The organism is Thalassospira lucentensis (assembly GCF_050516545.1).
In the GTDB taxonomy this organism is placed as follows: Bacteria; Pseudomonadota; Alphaproteobacteria; order Rhodospirillales; family Thalassospiraceae; genus Thalassospira; species Thalassospira lucentensis_C.
Map to the genome: position 1 here is coordinate 706,101 of NZ_CP191544.1, position 25,544 is coordinate 731,644.

Sequence of the window (25,544 nt, forward strand, 5' to 3'; positions counted from 1 at the left end):
ATTTTAGGGGCCACTAAAGCATAGAACCCGCACCAAACGTGCGGGTTTAAAGTATCTGCTTGATGCTGTTATTAGGCAGTAATGCGTCTAAGATGATTGTCCCAATGAAGCGATTTATGCGAATCGTCGGGCAATTCAACCCGTTTTCGGCGAATCGCATCCATGCGCCAGCTATTGCCAAGTCCGCTGGTGCCGACAAATTCGCCCGCACGACCCGTCGCCGCAAGGCCACAGCCATCCGGGGCGGCAATATGGGTCAGGAAATCATTCGACTTGGCATCCCAGAACGTAATCAACCCACCCCGCGGGCAGGAAATACCAAACACCTGACCAGATGTATCAAATCGCACCGATCCACAATATTGGCGCATGCGGTATTGAACCGTATCGGGGGCTTCAATCGGGCGAATGTCCTTGCCCGGTTGCCAGATGCCGACCAAGGGAACCTGATCGGTCAATGCGCCTTGATACTGGAAACCGGCGGCAATGGTTCCGTTGGCTGAAACATCCAGATGCCGGATCGATAATTGATGCCAATCGGCTTTCAAGGCCGCCTGATGGACTAGTTTGCCGCTATGGCGGTCAATGATCGACAGGTTCGGTTCCATCGATGCGATGTTAAGTGGTGTGCGGCCGTCTTCATCGGGGTGGGTATGAAGCCCGCCATTGGCAATCACCAACTGATCACCGCCCGGCATCAGATGCAATTCATGCGGGCCGGTGCCAAAGCTATCGAACTCTGCCACCCGGCGATAGCCATCCACTGCATCCCAGACCGAGACCACGCCGCGGGCATGTTCAAAATCGTTTTCGGTGATGTATAGAAACCGACCATCATTGGAATAAATGGCGTGGCCATAAAACCGGCGATCTTCCGGGCAGTGCAGTTTGGCCCGAACTTCCCCGGTATGGCGATCAAGGATCAAGCCATAAAGCCCCGGTCGGCGTTCGACTGCGGCGACATCCACATGATCGGGGCGCAGGCCAATATCGTGACCCCGACCGGGCAGAGGCTGTTCAAACAGGATTTTACCCGATGCATTAAACGCACTGACATAATAGTTATCGCTGTCCCCGGTATTGTCCCTGGCACTGGCTGCGATATAAACCGCACGGTCATCAATGGTGGGAACGCTGGCGGCACGCGCGGTATCAAGCGGCAACAGGGTAAATGCCCCGCCAACACCCATGAGCTTCAAAAACTCCCGACGTTGATGTCTCATTTCAATCTCCGCTCCGTGCGCCCTGTTTGCACCCTAATCGCCATCGAGCGAATTAAACCCGCCGCCAAGCTGGGTGTTGCCGCCGACGTCATTTTCAACAAGAGTTGTCAGAAAGTCGATCTGACCCGCAAAGTCCAAAAGCTTGGCGTAACCATCTGGCTGTTCAAGCAATTCACCAACCGATGACGGCAGTTCGGAAAGTTCATCTTGAACCGTTTGCCAATTAAGCCGGAAAGACCGGTCAAGCAGGCTGCTGTCGATCAACGCAGCCAAGCCTTTGCCTTCTTCGCCAATATCCCCCCATTTACCGTCATAAAGGGCAAACAGACCAATCAGGTTATGCTCGATATTGCGAAGGGATCGTCTGGATGTTTCGCTTTCGGCCCGACTGGCTTTGGCGTCTTTTTCATCCTCGCCAAGCGGACGGCCAAGCTTTTGGCTTGATATGATCAACAGCCCTTCATGCAGGGCGCGGTAAAGATCCGTCGCCGCAAATTTGGCGGTGGGATAATCCATGCTGTCGGGACCAGCCGTGCTCATGGCTTGGGCAAAGTCCGGCCATTCATCGCGAAGCTCACCCGAAAGGGTCTGAAGGTTACTGGCAATGGCTTGGCCATATTGGCAAAGATATATGCCGTCCTCATCCGCACTGATCAATTGGCCTGCACGTTCATCATCAAACAAAACTTCTTCAAGTGCCGGGAAACCCTGAAGCGCGGCACTGGCGTCAGAAAGCTTGGCCGGGTCGGTATAGGCCGCCGGTTTGTCAAACATCAGTTTTCGGAACTGACGGGTGGCTGTGCCATGTTTGTCGGGCCAGTATTCGATATGCTGATCACGGCCATTGGCCACTAGCGGACCCATGCGCCACGGCTGGATTTCCTGCCAAATGTCCATCGCATAGTGGAATGCGCCTTGCGTTTTTTCTAGGCCACCGGCATCGGGCTCGGCACAGAAATCACCGATGGTGTCCGATAGCGCGGCATTCGCATCATGAAACGCATCAAGCTTTGGCGGAATCACGTTACTCAGAAGGTGCGACAGGATGGGTTGATATGCCTCATCGGGAATGTCGGCCTGTGCGACAGGGGCGCTAAAACCTACAACCATTGCGGCCGTTGTCGACAGCAGCACGGTGCGCCAGCAAATTTGTGGGGACATATATCTTTTCCGACTATTCATAAAATTTGGAAAACTTATACAGGTTCAAAGAGACTTTAGAAACGCCAGCAGTTTACTGCGCTCCGATGGTGGCAGCTTAGCGACCGCATCGCGTGCCAATGCCGCTTCGCCGTCATGCCATAAAACGGCTTCAAGAATGGTACGTGCCCGTCCATCATGCAAGAACTGCGCACGGGGATCTATGTCTTGTGCCCGGCCAATGCCCCAAAGCGGCGGGGTACGCCATTCACGCCCTGATGCCTGTGCTTCGGGGCGGTGATCGGCCAGTCCTTCGCCCATGTCATGCAGCAACAGATCACTATAGGGCCAAATATTCTGACCCGATTGCTCTGTCATATCGGCACGTTCTGGCAATTGATAATGCGGCGTGTGACAGGACGCGCAGCCGATATCGTTAAATATCTTCTGCCCGGTAATAACATCGGCGTCATTGGCGTTTGCCCGGATGGGCGGGGCGATGTTGCGTGTGTAATACAAAACCAGATCCGTGATCACGGAATGGGCTTCAAGATTTTCGAATTCCGGGCTGTTGCCGTTCGGGGCGGTCAGACAATCTTCCTGTGCAGCTGTGCAATCACCGGACCCGTTCGGGTAAAGCGGGGTTGAAAGACCGATATCAAATTGAAAGGCATTCTGGTTTTGCTGATCAAGGCTCGGCATTCCGGCCTTCCAGCCAAACCGCCCGATTGCAAGGTCATTTTTTGCAATGTCCCAGACGTAATTTACCCGGCCAGATATGCCATCCCCGTCCACATCCTGCGGATCAGAGGCGGCAAGCAGGACTTCATCTGGAATGGCTTCTAGCAATCCAAGTCCGATCATCGGCGGGGCCAATCGCGGTGATGCCATGATATCGGGATGAAGCGGGCCATAGGCCAGATCGGTCATTTCATAGCGGGGTTTTTGAAGGGTGACGATTTCACCCCCGGCCAATGCGACTTCAAAATTGTCATAGCTGACCTTAACGCGGCCTTCGGCATCAATGCCGGGAACTGAAAAGTCCTGAAACTGTCCGCCGTAAACCGGGTCGGGCACATTTGCGAGTTTGCCATCCAGATGATCGCGTAATTGGCAGGCTGTCTGTGGCGGGATCGACAGGCGCAACAACATCGATGTTCCCCCGGCAGATGGATCATTTTCATCCACCGGATGACCGCGACCATTGCGGATATGGCAGCCATTGCAGGCCCGCGAATTAAACAGCGGGCCAAGACCATCGGCGGCCTTGGTCCGGGTCGGGGCCGTTACCCAAAGTCTTTGAAAAAGGGCCTCGCCAAGCTTGAAATCAAGCCGCTTTTCAAAGTCCATATTTGCGGAATAGTGGGTAAAGGCATTGCGTCCATCGGGTTTTTGCCATGTGGTGTCGCCGCCGGGAAAGGCGTGATCATTCGTTCCTTGTGCCAAAACAGTGACCGGGGCCATGGCAATGCCAAGACCAAGACAGATAAGCACAAAGGGAATGGCGGCGGGACGTTTCATCGGTGTTGTGTTTCTTGGTAATGTTTCTTGTGATTTATCAAAAGCAAACGGCGGGAGAAACATCCCCCGCCGTTTAACGCCAATCAGACAGGTGCCTGATAAAAGGCTTAGTTCACAGAAGAAGGATTGTCGAGGCTGTCAGAGCCTTCGAACTCGATACCATCAATGCCAACAGCGGCAATGATCTGTTCGATCGATTTGGTCTGATCGACAAGCGCATCGACAAAGGTCTGAACAACCGCATTGCCATCATCGTTGCCCATAGCAATCAGCTGATCAAAGGCTTCGCCGCCTTCTGCACGGGTCACCATGGTTTTGCCTGCCAGAACCGAACTTGCTAGTTTGCCACGCAGTTCGGTATCAAGGGCTGCGTCTTTGGCCGCAACCAGATCGGAAAGCGATGCGCCTTCGACGACCGATCCGTCAACACGGGTGTAACGACCAAGATAAACGTTCTGGATGCCCAGCGCGTCGAAGTAATGGCTGTTATGGGTGTTGTCCGAGAAGCAATCATGCTCTTCTTCCGGATCATGCAGCAACAGACCAAGTTTGGTGCGCTCGCCGCCCAGTTCGCCGTATGACAGCGAACCCATGCCGGTAACAATCGCGGTCAAGCCCGGAACGCCGTCGCCTTCAAGAACGGTTTGGCGTGCTTCGCCACCATCGGCCCACTGTGCCGTGATCCATTCGAGATCGGAAATCATAAGCCCGGTGGCTGCTTTCAGATAATCACCACGGCGATCACAATTGCCGTTGGTGCAAGCATCACCAGCTGCATAATCGGTCCATGCACGTGCGCCTGCACCTGCATTGGTACCGTTCAAGTCCTGACCCCAAAGCAGGAATTCAATCGCGTGATAGCCGGTCGCAACGTTTGACTCGACATCATCGATTTCATGCAGGCTTTCAAGAAGGGCCGCATCAATGGTCGATGCGTCAATGGTTTCACCGGAAATGTTCAGTGTCGGATTGGCAATGACATTGGCGGTGTAAGCCGGGTTTTCTTCACTTTCTTCGCCATAAAGGCCGGTTTCGACATAATCGATCAGACCTTCATCAAGCGGCCAGGCATTCACCTTGCCTTCCCAGTCATCAACGATGGCATTGCCAAAACGATACACTTCGGTCTGCTGATAGGGCGCACGCGATGCCAACCATGCCGATTTTGCCGCAGCAAAGGTTTCAGCAGATGGTGTCGCGACCAGTGCGTCAACGGCAACCTGCAGTTTCTGTGCGGTGATAAGCGAATCATCGTAACCGGCATGCGCGATATCCGCATAAGTCGTCAGTACGTCTTTTGCGCCCGGTGCGGCATATGCCTGCGCGCCAAGGGTCGAGACCAGTGCGGCCGTGCCCAAAATTTTTGCGATCTTCATAGGAGTTCCCATCTATCCCTGAAAGGTGAGCCAAGGGCAAAGCCCCATGGATCAGGGTAAAAAAACAACAAGTGCAAATGACTGCAATTGTATCTGAAATGTGACCCTGATCACTCTGCTTCTAGATAAGTGATACTGCTTGTGAGAATGATTTTCAATTAGAGAATCCGAAACTGATGAGTTTTTTACGGTTTTTGAATGTGGTAACGGCAAAATGAACTGGCGTTGGCACCGATAGAAGGCATTATTGTCGCAAGCCGGAGTAACCTATCACGTCGAGAGAGGGCATGATGAGCGATCAGACGTCGGATCAGAAAAAAGTCAAACTTTGGGATTTCCCCGTGCGCCTGTTTCACTGGGCCTTGGTGATCGCGATTGTGACATCATGGTGGACCAACCGGGAACTAATGATCGATATCCATGCGATTGCCGGATACAGCGTCCTGACCCTTGTGCTGTTTCGAATTATCTGGGGGTTCGTCGGCAGCTCAAACGCCAAGTTCAAAGCCTTCCTTACCGGCCCGAAAAAAGTCATTGGCTATGCGCTTAAAATCCCGAACGGATCGATGGCCGAACTGACCTATCCGGGGCATAACCCGGCGGGGGGCTGGATGGTTGCTGTTCTGCTTGTTCTGGTCGGTGTGCAGGCGGTGACAGGCCTGTTTGCCAGCGAGGATACCTTCCTGTTCTTTGATGGGCCCTTGGTGGCCTATGTCAGTTCAGACTTCGCCAGCACCATGAACTGGATTCATCACACCAATATCAATCTGATCTATGCCGCTATCGGCCTGCATGTCTTTGCAGCCCTGTTCTATCTGGTGGTGAAACGCGAAAACCTGATCGGTGCAATGGTGACCGGTGCGCGCAAAGTGCCTGCTGACTTGGTCAGCCGATTTTCCGAAATCCGCTTTGCGTCGCCCATTCTGGGGATCGGTATTCTCATTGTTTGCGGGTTGCTGGTTTGGGGGGGCGTTACCTTGGCCCGGGGGTAATGTTTGGCCCACGTCCCATGCGTTAAGATTTCTGCCTGTTCTTACAAAGAAGGCCACCTTACCGACTTCGGAAAGGTGGCCTTCTTTGTTTAAGGAAATCCCCGGTCAGAATTTCCGGGTTTGCTGAGGGTACAGCATTGGGGGGAGAAAATCAGACCGGGGCGCCAGCCCAAGGGAAAGAGCGGGCTTGGGGTTCCTTATTTCGAACGATAGGTGTCATGGCATGATTTGCAGGATTTACCGAGTTCACCCATGGCAGCACCCATGGCCGATTTATCGCCAGCCGCAGCCGCAGCCGCCATCGCAATGGCACCTTCTTTCAAGCCAGCGAACCGGCCCGAAAAATCGTCCCAGTCGGTCCAGACTTTTTCGGTTGCAGTTGTTTTGACAGTTGCATTCATGGTTTTGGCTTCAAACGCAGCCGGGGCTGCGCTTGCGGCAAAGGCAATGCCGTTTGCCAGATTGCGCAAAACCGGGTCTGGAAGATCACATTGCCCTTTCAGATAACAGCCAAGGGTTCCCATCGCACCACCAATGCCATCCATCAGCATTTTGCGGTTTTCAACAGTCGCATTGTCCATCGTCTCGTCAGCATTGGCTGTCAGTGGCGTAATGGCTCCGGCGGCAAAGATCACGCCGAGCAGGCCTGCAGTAACAAGGTGCTTCATGGCTTCCCTCTATGGTCGTTTTGTTTGTTTCTCTGATCGCGAATTGGGCATTGGTTTCTTATCTGTTTAAGAAGCATCTTGTTGCTTCGTGCCCGTCGCTCGGCTTAGTGTCCCAGTAACGCCCCCGAAACCGGAATCACAAGCGCGTGAAATCGCATAATTTTTTGCAGCACGCGTCAAAGGAACCGCCGCAATATGTCGTCCGTCGCCCCAAATTCTTCGTCAGATGCCAATGAAACCGCCATTCGCGAGGGCCGTGCCCGTGCGCGCAATGTCATTCGCGGTTGGGATTTAAAACACGCCTATATCAATGGCGTATGGCGCGATGCCGATAGCCGCGAGGTTCTTGACGTTATTGATCCGGCAAAAGGTGACGTCATTGGCGGCGTTCCGTTCATGCGGACATCCGAAGCTCGAAGTGCGATTGATGCTGCCCATGATGCCTTTCCGGGCTGGTCACGGATGCTGGCAAAGGACCGTTCAATCATCCTGCGCCGCTGGCGTGATTTGCTTGAAAGCCATATGGAAGAATTGGCATCCCTGATCACGTTAGAACAGGGCAAACCATATGATCAGGCCCTGCGTGAAGTTGTCGGTGCCATTGCCTATGCCGAATGGTATGCCGAAGAAGCCAAACGTGCCTATGGTCAAACCATGCCTGCTACCCAGCGTGATCGACGTGTGGTGGTGCAAAAACATCCCGTCGGCGTGGTTGCTGCCATAACACCATGGAACTTCCCGTTGACGATGGTTGTGCGGAAATGCGCCCCGGCCCTTGCCGCGGGCTGCACCGTTGTTGTCAAACCAGCCGAAGATACCCCGCTTTCAGCCCTTGCCGCAGCCAAGCTTGCTGATCAGGCAGGCTTTCCGCCCGGCGTGTTTAACGTCGTGACCGGATTGCCCCAACCGATTGCCGAGGCCCTGACAGGCGATGAACGCGTAAGGATGCTGTCCTTTACCGGCTCGACCGAGGTGGGCAAACGTTTGATGGCGCAATGTGCGCCGACGATGAAAAAGCTGTCAGTGGAACTGGGCGGTAATGCGCCGTTTATTGTGATGGATGACGCCGATATGGATGCCGCCGTGGCCGGTGCAATGATTTCAAAGTTCCGCAACAGTGGTCAAACCTGTGTCTGTGCCAATCGCATTTTTATTCAGGACGGCGTCTATGATGCCTTTGTTGAAAAGTTCATTGCGGCGAGCAATGCCCAGACCATTGGCAACGGGTTTGTGCCCGGTACGGACATCGGGCCGCTGATCAACCGTCAGGCGGTGGCAAAGGTCGAACGTCTGGTTGATAATGCCAAGAAGGCCGGGGCAACCCTGTTTTATGGAGCTGATGTTCCGGAGCAGGGCCATTTCATCCGGCCCCTTGTCATGACCGATGTTCCCATCGATGCCGATTGTTTTGACGAAGAACTGTTTGCCCCCGTCGCACCGATCTATCGGTTTAAAACCGAGGATGAGGTCATCAGCCTTGCCAATCGGGTGCGGACAGGTCTGTCGTCATACCTTTATAGCCGGGATATTGGCCGCATTCAGCGCATTGCCGATCGGCTAGAAGCCGGTGTGGTCGGAATTAATGACGGCACCACCAGCCACGAAGGTGCGCCATTTGGCGGGGTCAAGGAAAGCGGGCAGGGGCGCGAAGGCGGGCATTGGGGATTCGAAGAATATCTTGAACCCAAATACCTCAATTATGCCCTTGGCGGGAATTAAACGGAAAATTCCCCGGCAAAGCCAGAAATTCAAAGATCGCAAAACGGCAATATCATCGTATGGTATTGCCGTTTTCTGCTTTTGAACAAGCCATGCAAAATTGTTTGGTAGGACTCCGAAGAAAATTGAATGGTTTTTCCCTGCTTTGACCGAAAATCCATGCTGTTCAAAGTATTTTTAAGCAATGTTTCTTCTACCCCTGTGCGCGAATGGGCCGTTTCCCGCGTCGGAAACCGGCGTGAAACATTAGACCTTGCTTGGGTCTTCCAAGGTGCCTGTCCAAAATATCCAGCAAATCGAACGTTTTATTTGTCATGAGACATTCATGCGTCTGGTGCATGATGGATTTGTGGCGAAAATGTTTCACGATATGCGCTGAATGCATGGGTGAGCTGAGGAATCTCTTCTCGTAGGAGTGCCGGAACAGGCGTACATCGGTCTCAACAGAGCGAAACGAGAAACCCAAGCGCGAGTAGCGCTGGATGATTTTAAAAGGAAACGGTTATGGAAATGTATCGTGGTTATGACCTGGTTGCCCTCCAGCGCGAAGCCGAGCGTCTCCGTGCACAGGCTATTCGCAATATGGCAGTCGCGTTTGTTCGCAAAATTGGCGGCGTCTTTGGCGTAAACCGTAAACCGCATGGCGGCGTACCGGCTGGCGCGTAAGTTCGCGACACACAAAATTCCGGTGCCGGTTGATCTGGCACCTTTAAAAGCACCTCCGCATTCCTCCCATGCGGGGGTGTTTTTGTATGTATGCTTCACCTTGGCCCGTCTCCCGGTTATGAATGGGACTAGAACCCGTCTAGTTGCCCGGAGAAGTTGGCCCCATGAAACTCGCCCATTACGCCTTTGGTGAAGAAAACCGCGATAACGGCACCATCGTCATCGTCCATGGTCTGTTCGGTCAGGCCCGGAACTGGACGGCGATTGCTAGGCGTTTGGCGGAAAAATACCATGTGGTGACAGCTGATCTGCGCAATCACGGTCGGTCCGACTGGGACGGGGAAATGACCTATCCTGCCATGGCGGCCGATCTTGCCGAACTGATTGGCGATGTTTCGGATCAACCGGTGCATCTTGTCGGCCATTCCATGGGGGGCAAGGCATCCATGGTTCTGAGCTTGTCGCAAGATGCCGGGTTGGTGTCCGATCTCGTGATCGTTGATATCGCACCTGTGGTCTATGACCATGATTATAGCGGCTATATTTCGGCCATGCGCGGGGTGGATTTTAATGCCATTACCCGCCGCGTCGAAGTGGAAGATGCATTGTCATCGGGTGTTTCGGAAAAAGGTGTGCGTCAATTCCTTGCCCAGAATGTCACATCCGACAAAGAAACCGGCAAAATGGCATGGCAGGTCAATATCGATGCCATGGCATCGCACTTATCGGACATTACCGGCTGGCCCCAAAACGGGCTTTCGGATCATTATGATGGCGATGTGCTGTTTATTTCCGGCGCGAATTCGCACTATGTCGATTCCAAGGACCGTGATCATATCAAATCCCTGTTCCCCAAGGCGGCCTTTACCAGCATCAAAGGGGCCGGTCACTGGGTGCATGCGGAAAAGCCCGATGCGGTTTTGCTGACATTGTCAGCGTTTTTAAAACGCCAATCGTAATCATCCCCCGGAGGCCGCCAGATGACCGATCTTCCAAAAGGCTGGTCCATCCCTGATCAGGACCATGTGCGTCTAAGCGACATCACCTGTCTGTCAGACAATTGGTATCATTTGTATCGCGTCAGCTTTGATCTGAAACGATCAGACGGGACATGGCAAACCCAGGAACGCGAGGCCTATGATCGGGGCAATGGTGCCGGGATATTGCTGTATAACCGCAGGGATCGAACCGTCATCCTGACCCGGCAGTTTCGCTTGCCAAGTTTTGTTAATGGCAATGAAGACGGCATGTTGATCGAAGTGCCCGCCGGTCTTTTAGATGATCGCGATCCGGCATCTGCGGTGATTGCCGAGGTCGAGGAAGAAACCGGGTATAAAATCGGCAAACCAAGTCTGGTCTTTGATCTTTTCATGAGCCCGGGTTCGGTGACCGAACGGCTGCATCTGTTTGTTGCCGAAGTCACCCGTGATCACCAGAAAGGTGCGGGCGGTGGGCTGGAAGAAGAAGGCGAGGACATCCACGTTCTTGAAATCTCGTTTGCTGACCTGGTGCCCATGATGGCCGATGGACGCATCCGCGATGCCAAGACCGTCATCTTGGTACAGCATGCGCTTTTGACCGGCTTGTTTGACTAAGCACAGCCTTTACCAAGGCAGTTCCTGTCCGTCATAGGCAAAAAATCCACCGGTCTGGCGGGCATCAAGACCATCAATGACATTAAGCATATTGGCGCTCGCCTGTTGCGGGCTTTGAACATTCAGCCCTGATTTGGCAAACGGGCCAGACAGTCCGGTATCGACTGTGCCGGGATGAAGGGCAATGCAAATGGCATCACGTTTGGATCGGCCAATTTCAATGGCGGTGCATTTGACCAGTTGATTGAGGGCTGCCTTGGCCGCGCGGTAGCCATACCATCCCCCCATCCGGTTATCGCCAATGCTCCCGACCTTGGCCGAAAGGGTTGCAAAGACCGATTTTCCGTCGCGCGGCAGCAACGGACAGAAATGCTTCATCAGCAAGGCCGGGCCAATTGCATTGATCTGAAACTGTTTGGCCATGTAATCGGCATCAATGTGGCGCAGGGATTTTTCCGGTTGAAATGCCTCGTCATGAAGATAGCCGGTGGCATCAATCACAAGGCGGATCTTGCGCCCCGACTGCGTTGCCTGACCAGCCGCATCTTTTGCACAAATTGCGATGCTCTCAGGATCCGTGAAATCAAGCGACGGCACCGTTGCGCGGGCATATTCCAACACCTTGGAAAAGCGGTTGGATGCTTTCAAATGATGAACAAATGCGCAGCCAATACCGCCGGTTGCACCGACGACGATTGCGATATCGCCGTCGGCAAAGCTTTCAAGGGTTGGTATCGGGACATTGGTCATTCGGGCGGCCTTTTTCTGTTGCAGGCCTTGTTACGGTGCAATTCTACACATGGTTCAAAATGTCGGGTTATTGCGCAGGGTTGGTGTCCGTTGCTTTATGGGCATCGGTACCTGTCTCGCGTTCATCCATTTCATCGCGTTCTTCACGCATGATCTGAAACAGGGTTTCATTTTGCGATCGCAGGGTATCGAAATACCCCTTGTCGACCCCGTGCTCATTCCAGCGCGTACGCAGTTCGGCAAGCGTTTCTAAATCGTGTTTACGGAACTTGTTCTGGCGTCTGTCGGCCTGATTGGCTGTCAAACCCAATGCCATCAACCCGTCACGCCCAAGTTTCAGCGCACTTTCAAAGGTTTCGCGTTCAACATGGTGTGCCCCGGCATTTTCAAGTTCATAGACATGATGCCGGTCATGCGCGCGGGCAAGAATGCGGACATTCGGATAATGCTTGGCAACATGGGCGACCAGTTCGGTCAGCTTTTCACGGTCATCAATTGCCGCGACAAACAGTTTGGCTTTGTCGATGCCCGTTGTATGCAGGAGGTCTGGTCGGGTGGCATCGCCGTAATATGCCGGGAAACCGACACGGCCAAGGTTTTCAACCACCTGCGGGTCATGATCAAGAATGATCACGCTATAGCCGTTTGTCGCAAGCAGGCGGGTAATGATCTGGCCAAAGCGGCCAATACCGGCAACCACAATACAGCCGGTCTTGTCTATCTCATCGGCTTCGCGTGTTCCGGTTTTCACCAGTTTCGGGGCAAGCCAGCGTTCATGAATGATAAAGGCAAGCGGTGTTAGCATCATGGTCAATGCGACGGCCAAGGTCAGTTTCTGCACCAGTTCAAGCGGTAAAACACCGACACCAAGTGCCATGCCAAACAGAACGAATGCAAATTCCCCGGCCTGCGCAAGGCCAAGGGTGAATAACATCCGGTCCACACCGTACATCCGGACCGTGGTCGCAATGGCAAACAAAACCAGGGCCTTGATCACCATGATGCCCAAGGCAATCGAAATCAACGTTCCGGGTTGATCAAAAAGCAGATTGAAATCGATCCCGGCACCAACGGTCAGGAAGAAAAGGCCAAGCAACAATCCCTTGAACGGTTCGATATCGTTTTCAAGTTCGTGGCGATATTCACTGTCGGACAAAACAACACCGGCCAAAAATGTGCCAAGGGCGGGGCTCAGACCAATGGCATTCATCAAAAGTGCCGTTCCGATCACCAAAAGAAGTGCGGCGGCGGTAAAGACCTCGCGCAGATGCGCCTTGGCGATAAAGCGGAATACCGGACGAATAAGATAACGGCCACCGACAATGATGGCGGCAATGGCCCCGATAATGACCAGTGGCTGGGCCCATTCGGCGACGAGATCAAGCAACATGCCACCGTGACCCGCATCATGGGTGACATCACTGCCAGGGGCGGCAACGGCGAGAAGCGGCATGATGGCAAGCATCGGGATGACCGCGACATCCTGTGTCAGAAGAACCGAAAAGGAACTTTTGCCGCCAACCGTGCCAAGCCAGCCTTTTTCGCCCAGCGTTTGCAAGACAATCGCCGTTGAAGACAGAGCAAGCACCATGCCAATCGCAACAGATTGCTGCCAGCTTAGTCCAAGGGCATAGCTAGCTGCCGCAATGATCGCGGTCGTGCCCAGAACCTGAAGCCCGCCCAAGCCAATCAATTGTCCGCGCATGGACCATAACATTGCCGGGCGCAGTTCCAGCCCGACCAGAAACAGCATCATCACCACGCCAAACTCGGCGAAATGCTGAAGATCGGCGGCTTCTGCGCCGACGATGCCCAGAACCGGTCCAATGATCACCCCGGCGATTAAATAGCCCAGTACCGAACCAAGCCCCAATCGTTGCGCAATCGGAACCGCCACCACAGCCGCGACCAGATAGACAAAGGCAGAAGACAGGAGTTCCATCAGGCGATCTCCGCGCAATGTCGTTGGTTTGCGGGACTGTTTTGCCCGATGCCTGATGCCATGAGTGTCTCCGGTGCGTTTTGATATGTTGCCATTACGTTAGCCTGCTTTGCGGTCAAGCAGAAGCCCACAGCTGTTGCATCCGCACAAAAAAAGCCACCCGTTTTATCGGGCGGCTTTTCAATTTGATTGTGTGTTGGTTATTCAGCAGCGTTGATATGGGTGACATTCGGGGCACTACGTGCGCCTTTGCCCTCATGATCATGGCGGCGAATGAATTCTTTCAAACGCGGACTGATCTGTTCGCGCCAACGACGGCCGTTAAAGACGCCGTAATGACCAACACCTTTTTGCAAGTGATGCATGCGCATGTTGTCAGGCAAATTGGTGCAAAGTTTATGCGCCGCACGGGTCTGTCCCGCACCGGTAATGTCATCACGCTCACCTTCAATCGTCAGAAGGGCGGTTTTGGTGATGGCCGATGGGTCAACCTGAACACCCTGCCAGCGAAGCGTACCTTCGGGCAAGTTATGTTCATGGAACACAACTTTTAACGTCTGAAGATAGAATTCCGCCGTCATATCCATGACCGCAAGATATTCCTGATAGAAATGACGCTTGGCATCTGCACTTTCGCCGTCACCTTCGACCAGATGATTGAACATGTCATGATGGGCCGAAAGGTGGCGGTCCCAGTTCATGCTCATGAAACCGGCAAGCTGCATGAAGCCCGGATAGACCCGGCGCATGACACCTGAATGGGGCATCGGCACATGGGAAATCACATGCTGCTCAAACCAGTCAAGGCTGTGCTGTTTGGCGAATTTGTTCACTTCGGTCGGGTTTTCGCGTGTATCAACCGGGCCACCCATAAGGGTCATGGATGCCGGTTGGCATTCTTCGTTGCCGGCCGCCATCAGGGAGGCCGCCGCCATCACCGGAACCGATGGTTGGCAAACAGCCATCATATGGGTGTTCGGACCAAGGGTGCGTAAAAACCGCATGATATAATCGACATAGGTATCAAGATCGAAATGCCCCTGATGAACAGGGACCGTGCGCGCATCGATCCAGTCGGTGATGTAAACGTCGTGATCTGGCAGCAATGCCTCGACCGTGCCGCGCAGCAAGGTTGAAAAGTGCCCGGAAAGCGGGGCGACAATCAACAGGCGCGGGTCATCAGGCTGCGTTTTAAGGTGGTCTGTTTCACGTTTGAAATGCAACAGGTCACAAAACGCTTCGCTGTGAACGATTTCTTCGGTGATCGGAACGGTTTCACCATCAATGATGGTGCTGTCCAGGCCGAATTCGGGTTTGCCGTATCGATGAGTGATATGGGTGAACACGTCACACGCTGCTGCCGCTGCCCGCCCCTGATGGGTATAGGACAATGGATTTGCCGGATTGCGCAGCCACTTTTTGCTGGCGTCTGCCGCCATACGAAGCGGACTTATTGTGGCGTGCTGCAATTCATATAGGTGATACAGCATTTACTCTCACTCCCGGGTGACGGGCATATCATTGCCGAGGTCACCGAACTGGTTACGGCTTTTCATCCTGTTTTCTTGTCGCGCATACCATATCAGCATGACGCGGCTTGGCGCTTTGGGGCCTGATCTGGGCACCGGGATTAAGCCGATGCCATCTGATGTGCAGCGCATTATGACTGCTTATCAGTTGGCAGAAACCCGATAATTGCTTTGAAGCCTACGATAGTTAGGCTTTCATGCAATAGCCATAAAGTATGATGAAATTCCAAATTATCGTTTTTCACGTTGATTCAAACTAAATTTCACCGCTATGTCGAGTTAAATTTTGCAATGCAGCGTAAGTTATTGCGATGCAATAAATGTTTTAACTGCCGAAATGGCGTTCAACTGCAGTGTGATGACAAATTGTCCGACAATTGAAGACTCGCCGGATCTAAGCTTTGATGTACGCCAGCCGGAAATATGGGCGGCTTTCACCGGGGCAAAGAAAAGGCGCTGCTATTGGGGAATAGCAGCGCCAAGTCGTGCGGAGATTGTTATTGCGGTCGGAGGCCCTTGGGGAAGACGGGCATAGGGAAGTCTGATCGGCAGGCGGGACAGGGTTTGGGTGCGGGGTAGCCTGCCGATCAGATGCCCGTGATGGACTAAAGCTGGGTGGCTTAAGGTCCGGGCCTCACAGATTTCAAGTCGATTTCAATAGGGAACTATTCAGACAAGACCGCGAAGGGATTGCGCCATGCCAACCGCGATCACGAACAGGAAAAATCCTGTGCTGCCGACAACAGCAACGGTGCTGCAAAGCTCGTTCAAGCGGGTCGGGTTTTCGATCAGTTTCAACATGGTCTGTCCTCCTCAATCTGTCTGAAGAAACCATACTGTTCTGATTTTGTTCTCGCAAGAACAAAATTGGAACAAATCTTCTTGATGTAGGTTATCTATTTGATATTAAATGATTTAATATTGGATTTAAATGTTCTCATTTTGTGCTGAAAATGAGAACATTTGGTCCGAAACATGAGAGTCGGGTTGAATGCAAGCCGCAGAAACAGGTGCTTTTACGCGAGTCTTTATGTAATCGGGGCTGTTTTTGTTCTTTCTCGCGTTCTTTGTGTTCTCGAATGGGTGTTCTGGTGACCCCACCAATAGGCAAGCAATGAGCAAGCGTGTTCTGAAAATTTCAAAACGTCATCAAAGTTTGCATTTCATCGCCGTTAAATGCGTGGCTAGGTATAATTGCGCGGCGCCGAGAGGTGATTATTGGATCGATTCATTTTAGATTAGGGTGCCGTAGGGCCGCGTTTGCTGAAATCCGATCAATGTGGCTGAAATCAAATTGTTGCAGGATATGCATACTGCCCTAAAATGGGGTTCAGCCCGGAGGTTGGGGATGCCGTTTTGCAACAAATTGTTACGGTTCAACCGGATTCCGGTAAAGCGGTCGTTTTCGCGCTTGATCGCAGTGGTCTTACCCCCAGAGATCGTGTAACAGTGCGCTTTAGGATTGGAATGTGGCAGCCTTGCTGATCAGGACACAGCATGGATGTTTGTTACGATCAAACCGGTCAAATGAGTGAACAACGCCATTCGCGATGATCGCGGGCAGAAGTTCCTTGCGGCAGAAATGCGCGTTGTTTGACGGTGAAAAACAGCCTGCATCCGGCCAACATGGCGCTTGCCACAGGGGGCTTGCAGGCAAAAGCACATCGACAGTGCCGGGGAAAACCCGGTGTTGTTATCACGGTAAATACCGTGCCCGGTCGTTTGCCAGAGTCCTTTGGGCTCAGGGTCCCACCTTGGCGACGGGAAGGAAACGTTGGAAGGCTTAGGGCAAGATGACACAAACGACGACGCAGCGCCAAAGGCTGAAGCACCGTATCGCCGATATCGTAATTTTCGGTGGGACCGGCGATTTGGCGTTACGCAAGCTTTTCCCGGCACTTTACGAAATGGAACGTACCGGGCGTTTCGATGATGCCACCCGTATCTTTGGCGCATCGCGTAGCGAACATAGCGACAAAGAGTTTCGGGCAAAGCTTGAAGAAGCTGGCAAAAAATTCATTCCCGAAGGCGAATTTGACACCGAAACCTGGAAAAAATTCGAAAGCCGCGTTGCCTATGTTCAGGTTTCTGCAGGCGACGAAGCCGGGTTTAAGGTTCTTCACGAAAAACTGTCCGATCAACCTGATCGTGACCGCGTTTATTACTTCTCAACCAGTCCGGCATTGTTTGCTGATATGGCCTTCAATCTGAAAAAGGTCGGTCTGGTGACACCAAATTCCCGTGTCGTGCTTGAAAAGCCGCTGGGCCATGATCTTGATAGTTGCCGCGAAATCAACGGTCAGATCGGCGAGGTGTTTGACGAAAACCAGATTTTCCGTATCGACCATTATCTTGGCAAGGAAACTGTGCAGAACCTTATGATTCTGCGCTTTGCCAATGCGATGTTTGAACCGCTGTGGAACAGTGCGCATATCGATCATGTGCAGATCACGGTCGGTGAAGAAGTCGGTGCCGAAGGACGTTGGTCCTATTACGATGATGCCGGTGCGATGCGCGACATGGTTCAAAACCATATGTTGCAGCTTTTATGCCTTGTCGCGATGGAACCGCCTTATGTTCTTGATCAGGACGCAGTACGCGATGAAAAGGTCAAAGTGCTTAAGGCACTTCACCCGATCAATGACAGCAATATCGATAGTTCCACCGTGCGCGGCCAATACCGCAAAGGGGCTGTTGGCGGCAAAGAAGTGCCGGGTTATCTTGAAGAAGAAGGTGCCAATGTCGACAGCACGACGGAAACCTTCGTCGCGATCCGGGCCGAGCTTAATAACTGGCGATGGTCTGGTGTGCCGTTCTATTTGCGCACCGGGAAACGCTTGCCGAAACGTCATTCGGAAATCGTCATACAATTCCGCGATGTGCCGCATCAGATTTTCCCGCTAGCCAAATCCATGACCAATTATCAGGCCAACCGCCTTGTTCTGCGGTTGCAGCCCGATGATGGCATCCATCTTGTGTTGAATAACAAAAATCCGGGGCCGGGCCTTGTACGCTTGCGTCCAACCGCGCTTAACCTGTCATTCGCCGAGGCGTTTGGCGGGCGCAGCCCGGATGCTTATGAGCGTCTTTTGCTGGATGCGATTGATGGCAATAACACCCTGTTTGTCCGTCGTGATGAACAGGATATTGCATGGCAGTGGGTTGATGCGATTCAGGATGCATGGCGCAATAACCACGTCACACCCAAAGGTTATACCTCCGGGACGTGGGGGCCATCTGCTGCCATCGCACTGATTGAACGCGATGGACGGACCTGGAACGAAGAAGCCGGGTTTTAGGCCGGCTTCTTAAGATGTCTAGTCCCTTGCCAAGACCGGCAGGGGACTTGCGAGACGCCTTGTACGACCCCAAATTCGGGAAGAAGACATGACAAACGAACGCGTTTTTAAAAGCGGCGATGAAATGCTTGCGTCAATGGTGAAAGAAACCATCGAGCGGCTTGAATTTGCAGTCGCAACCCGTGGCCATGCCAGCATTGCGGTTGCCGGTGGACGTTTTCCAAAACCATTGTTTGAAACACTTTCACGCGCCCGGCTTGATTGGTTAAAAGTCACCGTGACCCTTGGCGATGATCGCTGGGTCGGGTTGGATGATGATCAGTCCAATGAAAAGCTGGTGCGTGATTACCTGTTTATCAACGAAGCACAGCACGCCCGCTTTGTATCGCTGAAAACATCTGACAGCAGCCCGGAAGATGCGGTCAATACCGTCAGTGCGCGTTTGCGCACCGAACTGCATTGGCCGCTTGATATCGTATTTTTGGGGATGGGCGATGACGGGCATACCGCATCGCTTTTCCCATCCTCAACGCCCGAAGCCCTGCGTAAAGGGCTTTATCCCGAACATGGCGAAATCGTCGCCGCTGCCCGCCCGACCGTATCACCGGTCCCGCGCATCAGCATGACGTTACCCGCCATCCTCAATGCCCGGTATATTGGTATCCATATTACCGGACAGTCCAAATGGTCGACCTATGAAACCGCGAAAAACGGCAGCGAAATCGAAGAAATGCCGGTTCGCGCAATCTTGCAACAGACTGACGTGCCCGTCGATCTGTGGTGGAGCGCCGAGAACCCGAAAGGCTGAACCCCATGAAACGTGAAATAGATCAGATTACCAAACGCATTATCGAGCGTTCCAAACCAACCCGCGAAGCCTATCTTGCCAAGATCGAAGCCGCTGCATCCGACCGCCCGCATCGGTCATCCTTGTCATGTGGCAACCTTGCCCATGCATCAGCTGGTTGTAGTGCGGCTGACAAAGAACGCATCAATGAGGGCGAGGGTGCCAATCTTGGCATCGTGACGTCCTATAACGATATGCTGTCCGCCCATCAGCCACTGGGTGTTTATCCAGATCGCATTAAAAAGGCCGTCTATGAAGCAGGCGGCACCGCACAGGTTGCCGGCGGCGTTCCGGCCATGTGTGATGGCGTGACACAGGGCCGTCCGGGCATGGAGCTTTCCTTGTTCTCGCGCGATGTGATTGCAATGTCGACCGCCGTTTCGCTGTCCCATGATGTGTTTGATGCCGCCATGTATCTTGGCGTGTGCGACAAAATCGTTCCGGGTTTGGTGATGGGGGCGTTGTCCTATGGCCATATTCCAGCAGTATTTGTGCCTGCCGGTCCAATGCCATCTGGCCTTCCGAACGATGAAAAGGCCCGTATTCGCCAGCTTTATGCCCAAGGCAAGGTTGGTCGGAAAGAACTGTTGGAAGCCGAAACCGCGTCTTACCACAGTCCCGGAACCTGCACCTTCTATGGTACGGCAAACTCCAACCAGATGCTGATGGAAGTTATGGGGCTGCATTTGCCAGGTGCGGCGTTTGTTAATCCAAACACCGATCTGCGCGATGCCCTGACCGAAGAAGCCGCACGCCGTGCGCTTGCGATTACCAAGCTTGGCAATGACTATCGCCCGGTTGGTAAGATTTTGGATGAAAAGGCCTTTGTGAACGGGATTGTCGGCCTGCTGGCAACCGGTGGGTCCACCAACCATACGCTGCATTTGCCTGCAATGGCGCGTGCAGCCGGGATTGAACTGCGCTGGGATGATTTTGACGAATTGTCGCGTCTTGTGCCTCTTCTGTGCCGTGTTTATCCGAACGGCCAGGCCGATGTGAACCATTTCCATGCTGCTGGCGGCATGGGCTTTGTCATTGCCGATCTTTTGAAAAACGGCATTCTGCATCCCGATCTTGAAACCATTCATACCGGTGGTATGGCGGCATACGGTACCGAGCCGTATCTCAATGAAGGCAAGCTTGCATGGCGCGATGCACCGGAAAACAGCCATGATGAAGAAATTCTGCGTCCGACCGAAAAGGCCTTTAGCGCCGATGGTGGTTTGCGCATGCTTGCCGGTAATCTTGGCCGCTCCGTGATCAAGGTATCCGCTGTTAAGCCAGCAAACCGCGTGATCGAAGCCCCGGCTGCGGTCTTTACATCGCAAGAAGAAATGATGGATGCCTTTAAGGAAGGCAAACTGCATCGTGACGTGATCTGCGTTGTCCGCTTCCAGGGCCCGAAAGCCAACGGGATGCCTGAACTGCACAAACTGACCCCGCCTTTGGGTGTTCTTCAGGATCTTGGTTACAAGGTTGCGCTGGTCACCGATGGTCGTATGTCGGGTGCGTCGGGCAAGGTGCCCGCGGCAATCCACGTCACGCCAGAAGCCATGATGAACGGTCCGATTGCCAAGGTACAAGATGGCGATATCGTTCGTCTGGATGCCGAAACCGGCGAGTTGATCCTGAATGTGACCGAGGCCGAACTGGCCAAGCGCGATTTCGCAACCTTTGACAACAAGGCCGAACATCAGGACGGCTTTGGCCGCGAGATGTTTGGTGTGTTCCGTGAACATGTTGGTCTGGCAGAATTGGGTGCCAGTGCGGTGTTTCCGGGGAAGGCTGAAGTCGCGTAATGATGCTGGTTGGTGATATTGGCGGGACCAATGCCCGCTTTGCCTGGCTTGACGATGACGGTAATCCGTTTACCCCGATGACATTGCCGGTGCGTGAATACGCCACCATCGGTGATGCCATGCGGGACTTTATGGCAAAAACCAACAGCACGGAATTGCGTGAATTTGCCGTGGCCGTGGCATGCCCTGCCATGGCCGATACGATCAAATTCACCAATAATCCGTGGGTATTTTCCAAAGAAGCCCTTAAGGCCGAGTTCAATCTTGACCGTCTTGTAGTGGTCAATGATTTCACCGGCCTTGCGATGTCTGTGCCCTATCTGGGGCAAGAAGACCTGATCACGCTCTTTGATGGTCCGGGGCGTCCCGGACTGCCATTGGCAGTCATCGGGGCAGGGACCGGGCTTGGTGTTTCCGGGCTTTTACCCCATGAAGGGCATTGGTTGCCCATCCAGGGCGAAGGTGGGCATGTGTCTTTGCCAGCAGTCGATGACCTTGATTATGAAATCGTCAAATTCCTGAGCAACGAATTGGGTCGGGTGTCGGCCGAACGCATCTTGTCGGGTATGGGAATTGAAAACCTGTATCGGGCGCTGGCTGCGATTGACGGGGTTACGGTTGATGCCAAAACGGCAGCCGAAATCGTTGATGGTGCGCTTAAAAATAATGACCCGCTATGTCTTAAGGTTCTGGATCGGTTTTGCCTGTTTATGGGCGGGGTTGCCGGTGACCTTGTGCTGACACTTGGGGCGTTTGACGGGGTGTTTATCGGCGGCGGCATTGGCCCGCGGATTGCCGATTATATGAAAAAAAGCGGCCTGAAAGATCGTATGATCGCCAAAGGCCGTTTCCATGATTTGATGAATGATGTGCCGGTGCGCCTGATGACGGCGAAATACCCGGCCCTGATCGGTTGTGCCAAGATTTTAACGGCCTGACCGGGAAACTGGAGGAAGAGTTTATGAGCCTTTCATCGCGTGAGATTCTGTCCAAAGCCCCGGTGGTGCCGGTTCTGGTGATTGAAGATGTCAACGATGCCGTCCCGTTGGCCAAGGCACTGGTTGCCGGTGGTTTGCCGGTTCTGGAAATCACCTTGCGCAGTGCTGCTGCGGAAGAAAGCATTAAGCGCATTATCGCCGAAGTCCCCGATGCGATTACAGGTGCCGGGACCGTGATCAATGCCAAACAAATGGAATGCATGGCTGAAATCGGCTGTGCCTTTGCCGTATCACCGGGACATAGTGCCGGTTTGCTCAAGGCTGCTGCTGATACCGGTTGTCCGCTTTTGCCCGGTGCCGGGACACCATCGGAAATCATGAACCTGCTTGATCATGGCTATGATGTTTTGAAATTCTTCCCGGCTGAACAGCAGGGTGGTGTTTCGATGCTTAAAGCGTTTTCCGGACCCTTGCCGCAGGTGAAGTTCTGTCCGACAGGTGGTGTTTCGCTGAATAATCTGGCTGATTATTTGAATTTGCCGAATATTATTACGGTTGGTGGTTCCTGGCTTGCACCTAAAGATGCGGTCAAGGCCGGTGATTGGACCAGAATTACGAAGCTTGCCCAAGAGGCAACAGACCGGGTCAACGCTCTGCGCGGCTGATCAAACGGTAATAGTCATACAAATAGAAAAAGGGACCCGGTTAAGCTCGGGTCCCTTTTTCCGTGGTGGCGCGATCGGGGCGTGTGTTTAACGTTTTTTACCGGCCGGGAGATCGTTTGAAATCCGGTCGACATACCAAGTCATGCCGTTAAATTTGCGCTGCAGACCAAGATCGGCAAGCTGAGCATGACTCAGGTCGTCCATAACGTTGCGCTGGGTTTTGCGTTTACGGGCCGCGATCGAATATTTAACAATGCGGTTGAGCAACGCACCAAACGGCATGCGTTTGGTGAAAGGATCGGTTTCGACATCAAAGTGTGTGTGGTCGGTAATTGGCTGTGCCATGGTGGCCTCCTGATATCTCAGGGTTGAATTACTTGGTTGATGAACAGACAATGACATATGCAAAATAAAACAGGAATTAGGTTGTTTTGCATATTTGATGTGCAAAAATGACCGGACATTCGAAGGGTCGAACGTCTAAGGTGCAGATATGAACTGGAACGATTTACGTTATTTCCTTGTCCTTGCGGGCGAAGGAAGCCTTTCGGGGGCTGCACGCCGTCTGCGTAAGGAACACACAACTGTTGCCCGCCGGATTGAGGCCCTTGAAGCCGATGTTGGCACCAAGCTGTTTGACCGTTTGCCGCGTGGCTGGCAATTGACCACAGCGGGGCATAATCTTGTGCCGGTGGCTGAACGGGTTGAAGAAGAAGCATTGGCGTTCGAACGTCAGGCCAAGGGGGATGAAGCCGCCCACGGGGTGGTGCGCATTTCCGTGCCCCCGGTGGCGGGGCGGGTTTTGTTTGCCCCGCGTTTGGCACGGTTGCTTAAAGCCCATAAGGGGCTTGAATTTGAAATCATCGGGGCGGCCAATGTGGTCAATCTGGCCCGGCGCGAAGCCGATGTTGCCGTGCGCATGGTCACCCCGCGCGAGCCGGGGCTTATTACCCGAAAACTGGTCGAACTTGGTGTTGGATTATATGGCGCGGTGGGGTATCGCGACCGGGTACCAGAAATCGATTGGGAATTTTGTGGTTACGAAGACACTGCCTATGGCGCAGCGAAAAAAGAATGGGTGCGCAATGTGTTGGGGCGTGAATTACCGTGTCGTTTCCGGGCCGATGAAACCGAAACCGTGCGGCAGTTCATTGCCGCAGGTCACGGGGTTGGGGTCTTGCCACGATATCTTGGCGACAAGGATGACGAACTTGAACTGATCCATGCCGATGTCGATGGCCAAAGCCGCGAAACCGGCTGGTTGGTCGTCCATCCCGATATGCGCAGATCACCCGGCGTGCGACTGGTGATGGATGCCTTGATCACAGCCGCAGATAACATCGCCGAAGAATTTCAGGTTTAATCGGCCCCAGATCATTATGAACAAGAAAGGCTCCTGCAAAACAGGAGCCTTTTTGATGCCTGAGGGAGGCATATCAAAGCATGTCGATTGCCAGAGTGTGAACTTCAGGCTGCTTTGATGGATTTATGGTCTGGACCTAAAGCCTGTCGCGATAAACAAAGCCATCACGACTGCGTTCCAGACCAATATCGCGCAATTGATTATCGTTTAAACGGGTCAAAGCGACACGGCTTTGATAGCGTTTATAAGACGCGATAACCGCATCAAGGATCACCGGAATGATAGCGCTAACACCCTTGGTTTTGCTGGGGCGCGAGGCGGGGGTGGTTAGGCATTGCGCGATCATGTCCGGCGATGTTTTGGTCGAAAGGCATCCAACAGCGCGATTGCATTCGAACGGGTTTAAGATAGCCATTTTGATGCTCCTGTATCGTGTTGGCTGATGTCATGACACGCAGAATGACATGCGCAGAAATACAGTTGAATTCAGATAAAATGCGCTATAGTTGTGCAAAATTGCGCAAGGTGCATTTTGCGCAGTTTCACGGCGGGTTTGAGGATTACGGTTATGAATTGGAACGATCTTCGGTTTTTCGTTGCGGTGGCACAGGAAGGCACCCTGTCGGGGGCGGCACGTCGTTTGGGCAAGGATCACACGACGGTTGCGCGGCGGGTGGAAGCACTTGAAACCCATTTGGGTGCGCATTTGTTTGATCGGCTTGCTACGGGGTGGAAATTGACCGATGCGGGTGAAAACCTTGTCCCGGTGGCCGGACGGATCGAAGAAGATGTTTTGGCGTTTGAACGCCAAGCCCGTGGCGATGAAACCGCCCATGGTGTGGTGCGAATTGCGGTCCCGCCAGCAGCAGGACGGTTGTTGTTCGCCCCGCGTCTGGCCGAGTTGTTGCGCGATCAGAAGAACCTTGAATATGAAATTCTGGGATCAAGCGTGATTGCCAATCTGTCGCGACGCGAAGCCGATGTGGCGGTGCGGATGGCAACCCCGGATCAAAGTGGATTGATTGCGCGCAAATTGACCAACTTGCGATATGCCGTTTATGCGGCAAAGGGCTACACCGCGCGTGTTCCGGAAGCCGAGTGGGAGTTTTGTCCAGATGGCAGTAATCGATTTGGTGATTATCAACAGAAATGGGTGTGGAAGGTACTTGAACGTAAACTGCTCATGCGGGTTAAAGCCGATGACAGTCAGACGATCCTTGCCTTTGTCGCTGCGGGACACGGACTTGCACTCTTGCCACGCTACATGGCAGATTTAGACGACCGACTTGAAATTGTGATTGATGATAAGAAGGGTGAGGCCAGTAAACCTGTCTGGTTGGTTGTCCATCCCGACATGCGCCGATCACCCGGTGTGCGGATGGTCATGGATGCCTTGGTCAAAGCGACCGAAAACATCCCGGCAGAATATAAATCGTGACCCGCAATAATTGTTGTGATGTCTGTCTGATCAAGTATCGGTTTTGCATCGTATGAGAAAGTGGTTCGGGATTT

At 53.2% G+C, this 25,544-nt stretch carries 23 protein-coding genes; 12 read left to right on the forward strand and 11 right to left on the reverse strand.

Going from position 1 to position 25,544, the window contains the following annotated elements:
• Nucleotides 1-71: 71 nt before the first annotated feature.
• From ACQ0MK_RS03105 to ACQ0MK_RS03120, 4 genes are all read right to left on the reverse strand, one after another.
• On the reverse strand, nt 72-1,223 hold the full coding sequence (locus tag ACQ0MK_RS03105; RefSeq protein WP_430474782.1) for a DUF1513 domain-containing protein: 1,152 nt from the start codon (nt 1,221-1,223) through the stop codon (nt 72-74).
• Nucleotides 1,224-1,256: 33 nt separating this feature from the next.
• A complete protein-coding gene (locus tag ACQ0MK_RS03110; protein ID WP_430474783.1) occupies nt 1,257-2,384 on the reverse strand; it encodes an imelysin family protein in 1,128 nt (375 codons plus the stop codon).
• A gap of 45 nt (nt 2,385-2,429) precedes the next feature.
• A complete protein-coding gene (locus tag ACQ0MK_RS03115; protein WP_430474784.1) occupies nt 2,430-3,884 on the reverse strand; it encodes a di-heme oxidoredictase family protein in 1,455 nt (484 codons plus the stop codon).
• A 107-nt stretch (nt 3,885-3,991) separates the two neighbouring features.
• A complete protein-coding gene (locus tag ACQ0MK_RS03120) occupies nt 3,992-5,260 on the reverse strand; it encodes an imelysin family protein (RefSeq protein WP_430474785.1) in 1,269 nt (422 codons plus the stop codon).
• Nucleotides 5,261-5,550: 290 nt separating this feature from the next.
• On the opposite strand from ACQ0MK_RS03120, the gene ACQ0MK_RS03125 reads away from it, so the two are divergent.
• On the forward strand, nt 5,551-6,252 hold the full coding sequence (locus tag ACQ0MK_RS03125; protein WP_430474786.1) for a cytochrome b/b6 domain-containing protein: 702 nt from the start codon (nt 5,551-5,553) through the stop codon (nt 6,250-6,252).
• A gap of 197 nt (nt 6,253-6,449) precedes the next feature.
• On the opposite strand, the gene ACQ0MK_RS03130 is transcribed toward ACQ0MK_RS03125, so the two are convergent.
• Entirely contained in the window at nt 6,450-6,920 is a 471-nt protein-coding gene (locus ACQ0MK_RS03130) for a c-type cytochrome (protein ID WP_430474787.1), read from the reverse strand.
• A gap of 195 nt (nt 6,921-7,115) precedes the next feature.
• On the opposite strand from ACQ0MK_RS03130, the gene ACQ0MK_RS03135 reads away from it, so the two are divergent.
• The 4 genes from ACQ0MK_RS03135 (at nt 7,116) to ACQ0MK_RS03150 (ending at nt 10,900) form a co-directional block, all read left to right on the forward strand.
• Complete coding sequence (locus ACQ0MK_RS03135) at nt 7,116-8,639, forward strand: NAD-dependent succinate-semialdehyde dehydrogenase (RefSeq protein ID WP_430474788.1); 1,524 nt, start codon at nt 7,116-7,118, stop codon at nt 8,637-8,639.
• A gap of 504 nt (nt 8,640-9,143) precedes the next feature.
• Entirely contained in the window at nt 9,144-9,305 is a 162-nt protein-coding gene (locus ACQ0MK_RS03140) for an RSP_7527 family protein (protein WP_350044077.1), read from the forward strand.
• Between the two features lie 164 nt (nt 9,306-9,469).
• Entirely contained in the window at nt 9,470-10,264 is a 795-nt protein-coding gene (locus ACQ0MK_RS03145; protein WP_430474789.1) for an alpha/beta fold hydrolase, read from the forward strand.
• A gap of 21 nt (nt 10,265-10,285) precedes the next feature.
• Nucleotides 10,286-10,900, forward strand: coding sequence for an NUDIX domain-containing protein (locus ACQ0MK_RS03150; protein WP_430474790.1), 615 nt, complete (start codon nt 10,286-10,288; stop codon nt 10,898-10,900).
• 9 nt (nt 10,901-10,909) lie between these two features.
• Here ACQ0MK_RS03150 and ACQ0MK_RS03155 read toward each other — a convergent pair whose 3' ends face one another.
• From ACQ0MK_RS03155 to ACQ0MK_RS03170, 4 genes are all read right to left on the reverse strand, one after another.
• Nucleotides 10,910-11,650: an SDR family oxidoreductase gene (locus tag ACQ0MK_RS03155; RefSeq protein WP_430474791.1), complete on the reverse strand. Its 741-nt coding sequence runs from the start codon at nt 11,648-11,650 to the stop codon at nt 10,910-10,912.
• 67 nt (nt 11,651-11,717) lie between these two features.
• The gene (locus tag ACQ0MK_RS03160) at nt 11,718-13,592 is read right to left on the reverse strand and encodes a monovalent cation:proton antiporter-2 (CPA2) family protein (protein ID WP_430474792.1); all 1,875 of its coding nucleotides are present in this window, start codon (nt 13,590-13,592) and stop codon (nt 11,718-11,720) included.
• Between the two features lie 200 nt (nt 13,593-13,792).
• Nucleotides 13,793-15,082 (reverse strand): polyhydroxyalkanoate depolymerase, encoded by a 1,290-nt coding sequence (locus ACQ0MK_RS03165; protein WP_430474793.1) that lies wholly within the window; start codon nt 15,080-15,082, stop codon nt 13,793-13,795.
• Between the two features lie 708 nt (nt 15,083-15,790).
• Complete coding sequence (locus tag ACQ0MK_RS03170; RefSeq protein WP_430474794.1) at nt 15,791-15,922, reverse strand: hypothetical protein; 132 nt, start codon at nt 15,920-15,922, stop codon at nt 15,791-15,793.
• 992 nt (nt 15,923-16,914) lie between these two features.
• Between ACQ0MK_RS03170 and zwf the strand changes: the two genes are divergently transcribed.
• The 5 genes from zwf to ACQ0MK_RS03195 all read left to right on the forward strand — a co-directional run bounded on the left by zwf (nt 16,915) and on the right by ACQ0MK_RS03195 (nt 22,669).
• A complete protein-coding gene (gene zwf, locus ACQ0MK_RS03175; protein WP_430474795.1) occupies nt 16,915-18,420 on the forward strand; it encodes a glucose-6-phosphate dehydrogenase in 1,506 nt (501 codons plus the stop codon).
• A gap of 88 nt (nt 18,421-18,508) precedes the next feature.
• Nucleotides 18,509-19,228 carry a 6-phosphogluconolactonase gene (gene pgl, locus ACQ0MK_RS03180; protein WP_430474796.1) on the forward strand — a complete coding sequence of 240 codons (720 nt, stop codon included), beginning with the start codon at nt 18,509-18,511 and terminating at the stop codon, nt 19,226-19,228.
• A gap of 5 nt (nt 19,229-19,233) precedes the next feature.
• Nucleotides 19,234-21,066 (forward strand): phosphogluconate dehydratase, encoded by a 1,833-nt coding sequence (gene edd / locus ACQ0MK_RS03185; RefSeq protein ID WP_430474797.1) that lies wholly within the window; start codon nt 19,234-19,236, stop codon nt 21,064-21,066.
• Complete coding sequence (gene glk, locus ACQ0MK_RS03190) at nt 21,066-22,004, forward strand: glucokinase (protein ID WP_430474798.1); 939 nt, start codon at nt 21,066-21,068, stop codon at nt 22,002-22,004. Before edd ends, glk begins: the two co-directional genes overlap by 1 nt.
• A gap of 23 nt (nt 22,005-22,027) precedes the next feature.
• Nucleotides 22,028-22,669, forward strand: coding sequence for a bifunctional 4-hydroxy-2-oxoglutarate aldolase/2-dehydro-3-deoxy-phosphogluconate aldolase (locus ACQ0MK_RS03195; protein ID WP_430474799.1), 642 nt, complete (start codon nt 22,028-22,030; stop codon nt 22,667-22,669).
• Nucleotides 22,670-22,756: 87 nt separating this feature from the next.
• Here the strand turns inward: ACQ0MK_RS03195 and ACQ0MK_RS03200 are convergent, their stop codons facing one another.
• Complete coding sequence (locus ACQ0MK_RS03200) at nt 22,757-23,014, reverse strand: hypothetical protein (protein WP_430474800.1); 258 nt, start codon at nt 23,012-23,014, stop codon at nt 22,757-22,759.
• Between the two features lie 148 nt (nt 23,015-23,162).
• Here ACQ0MK_RS03200 and ACQ0MK_RS03205 point away from each other — a divergent pair, with 148 nt between their 5' ends.
• Nucleotides 23,163-24,032, forward strand: coding sequence for a LysR family transcriptional regulator (locus ACQ0MK_RS03205; protein ID WP_430474801.1), 870 nt, complete (start codon nt 23,163-23,165; stop codon nt 24,030-24,032).
• Nucleotides 24,033-24,168: 136 nt separating this feature from the next.
• Here ACQ0MK_RS03205 and ACQ0MK_RS03210 read toward each other — a convergent pair whose 3' ends face one another.
• Nucleotides 24,169-24,447, reverse strand: coding sequence for a DUF1127 domain-containing protein (locus ACQ0MK_RS03210; RefSeq protein ID WP_430474802.1), 279 nt, complete (start codon nt 24,445-24,447; stop codon nt 24,169-24,171).
• A 153-nt stretch (nt 24,448-24,600) separates the two neighbouring features.
• Here ACQ0MK_RS03210 and ACQ0MK_RS03215 point away from each other — a divergent pair, with 153 nt between their 5' ends.
• A complete protein-coding gene (locus ACQ0MK_RS03215) occupies nt 24,601-25,470 on the forward strand; it encodes a LysR family transcriptional regulator (protein WP_430474803.1) in 870 nt (289 codons plus the stop codon).
• The last annotated feature ends 74 nt before the right edge of the window (nt 25,471-25,544 follow it).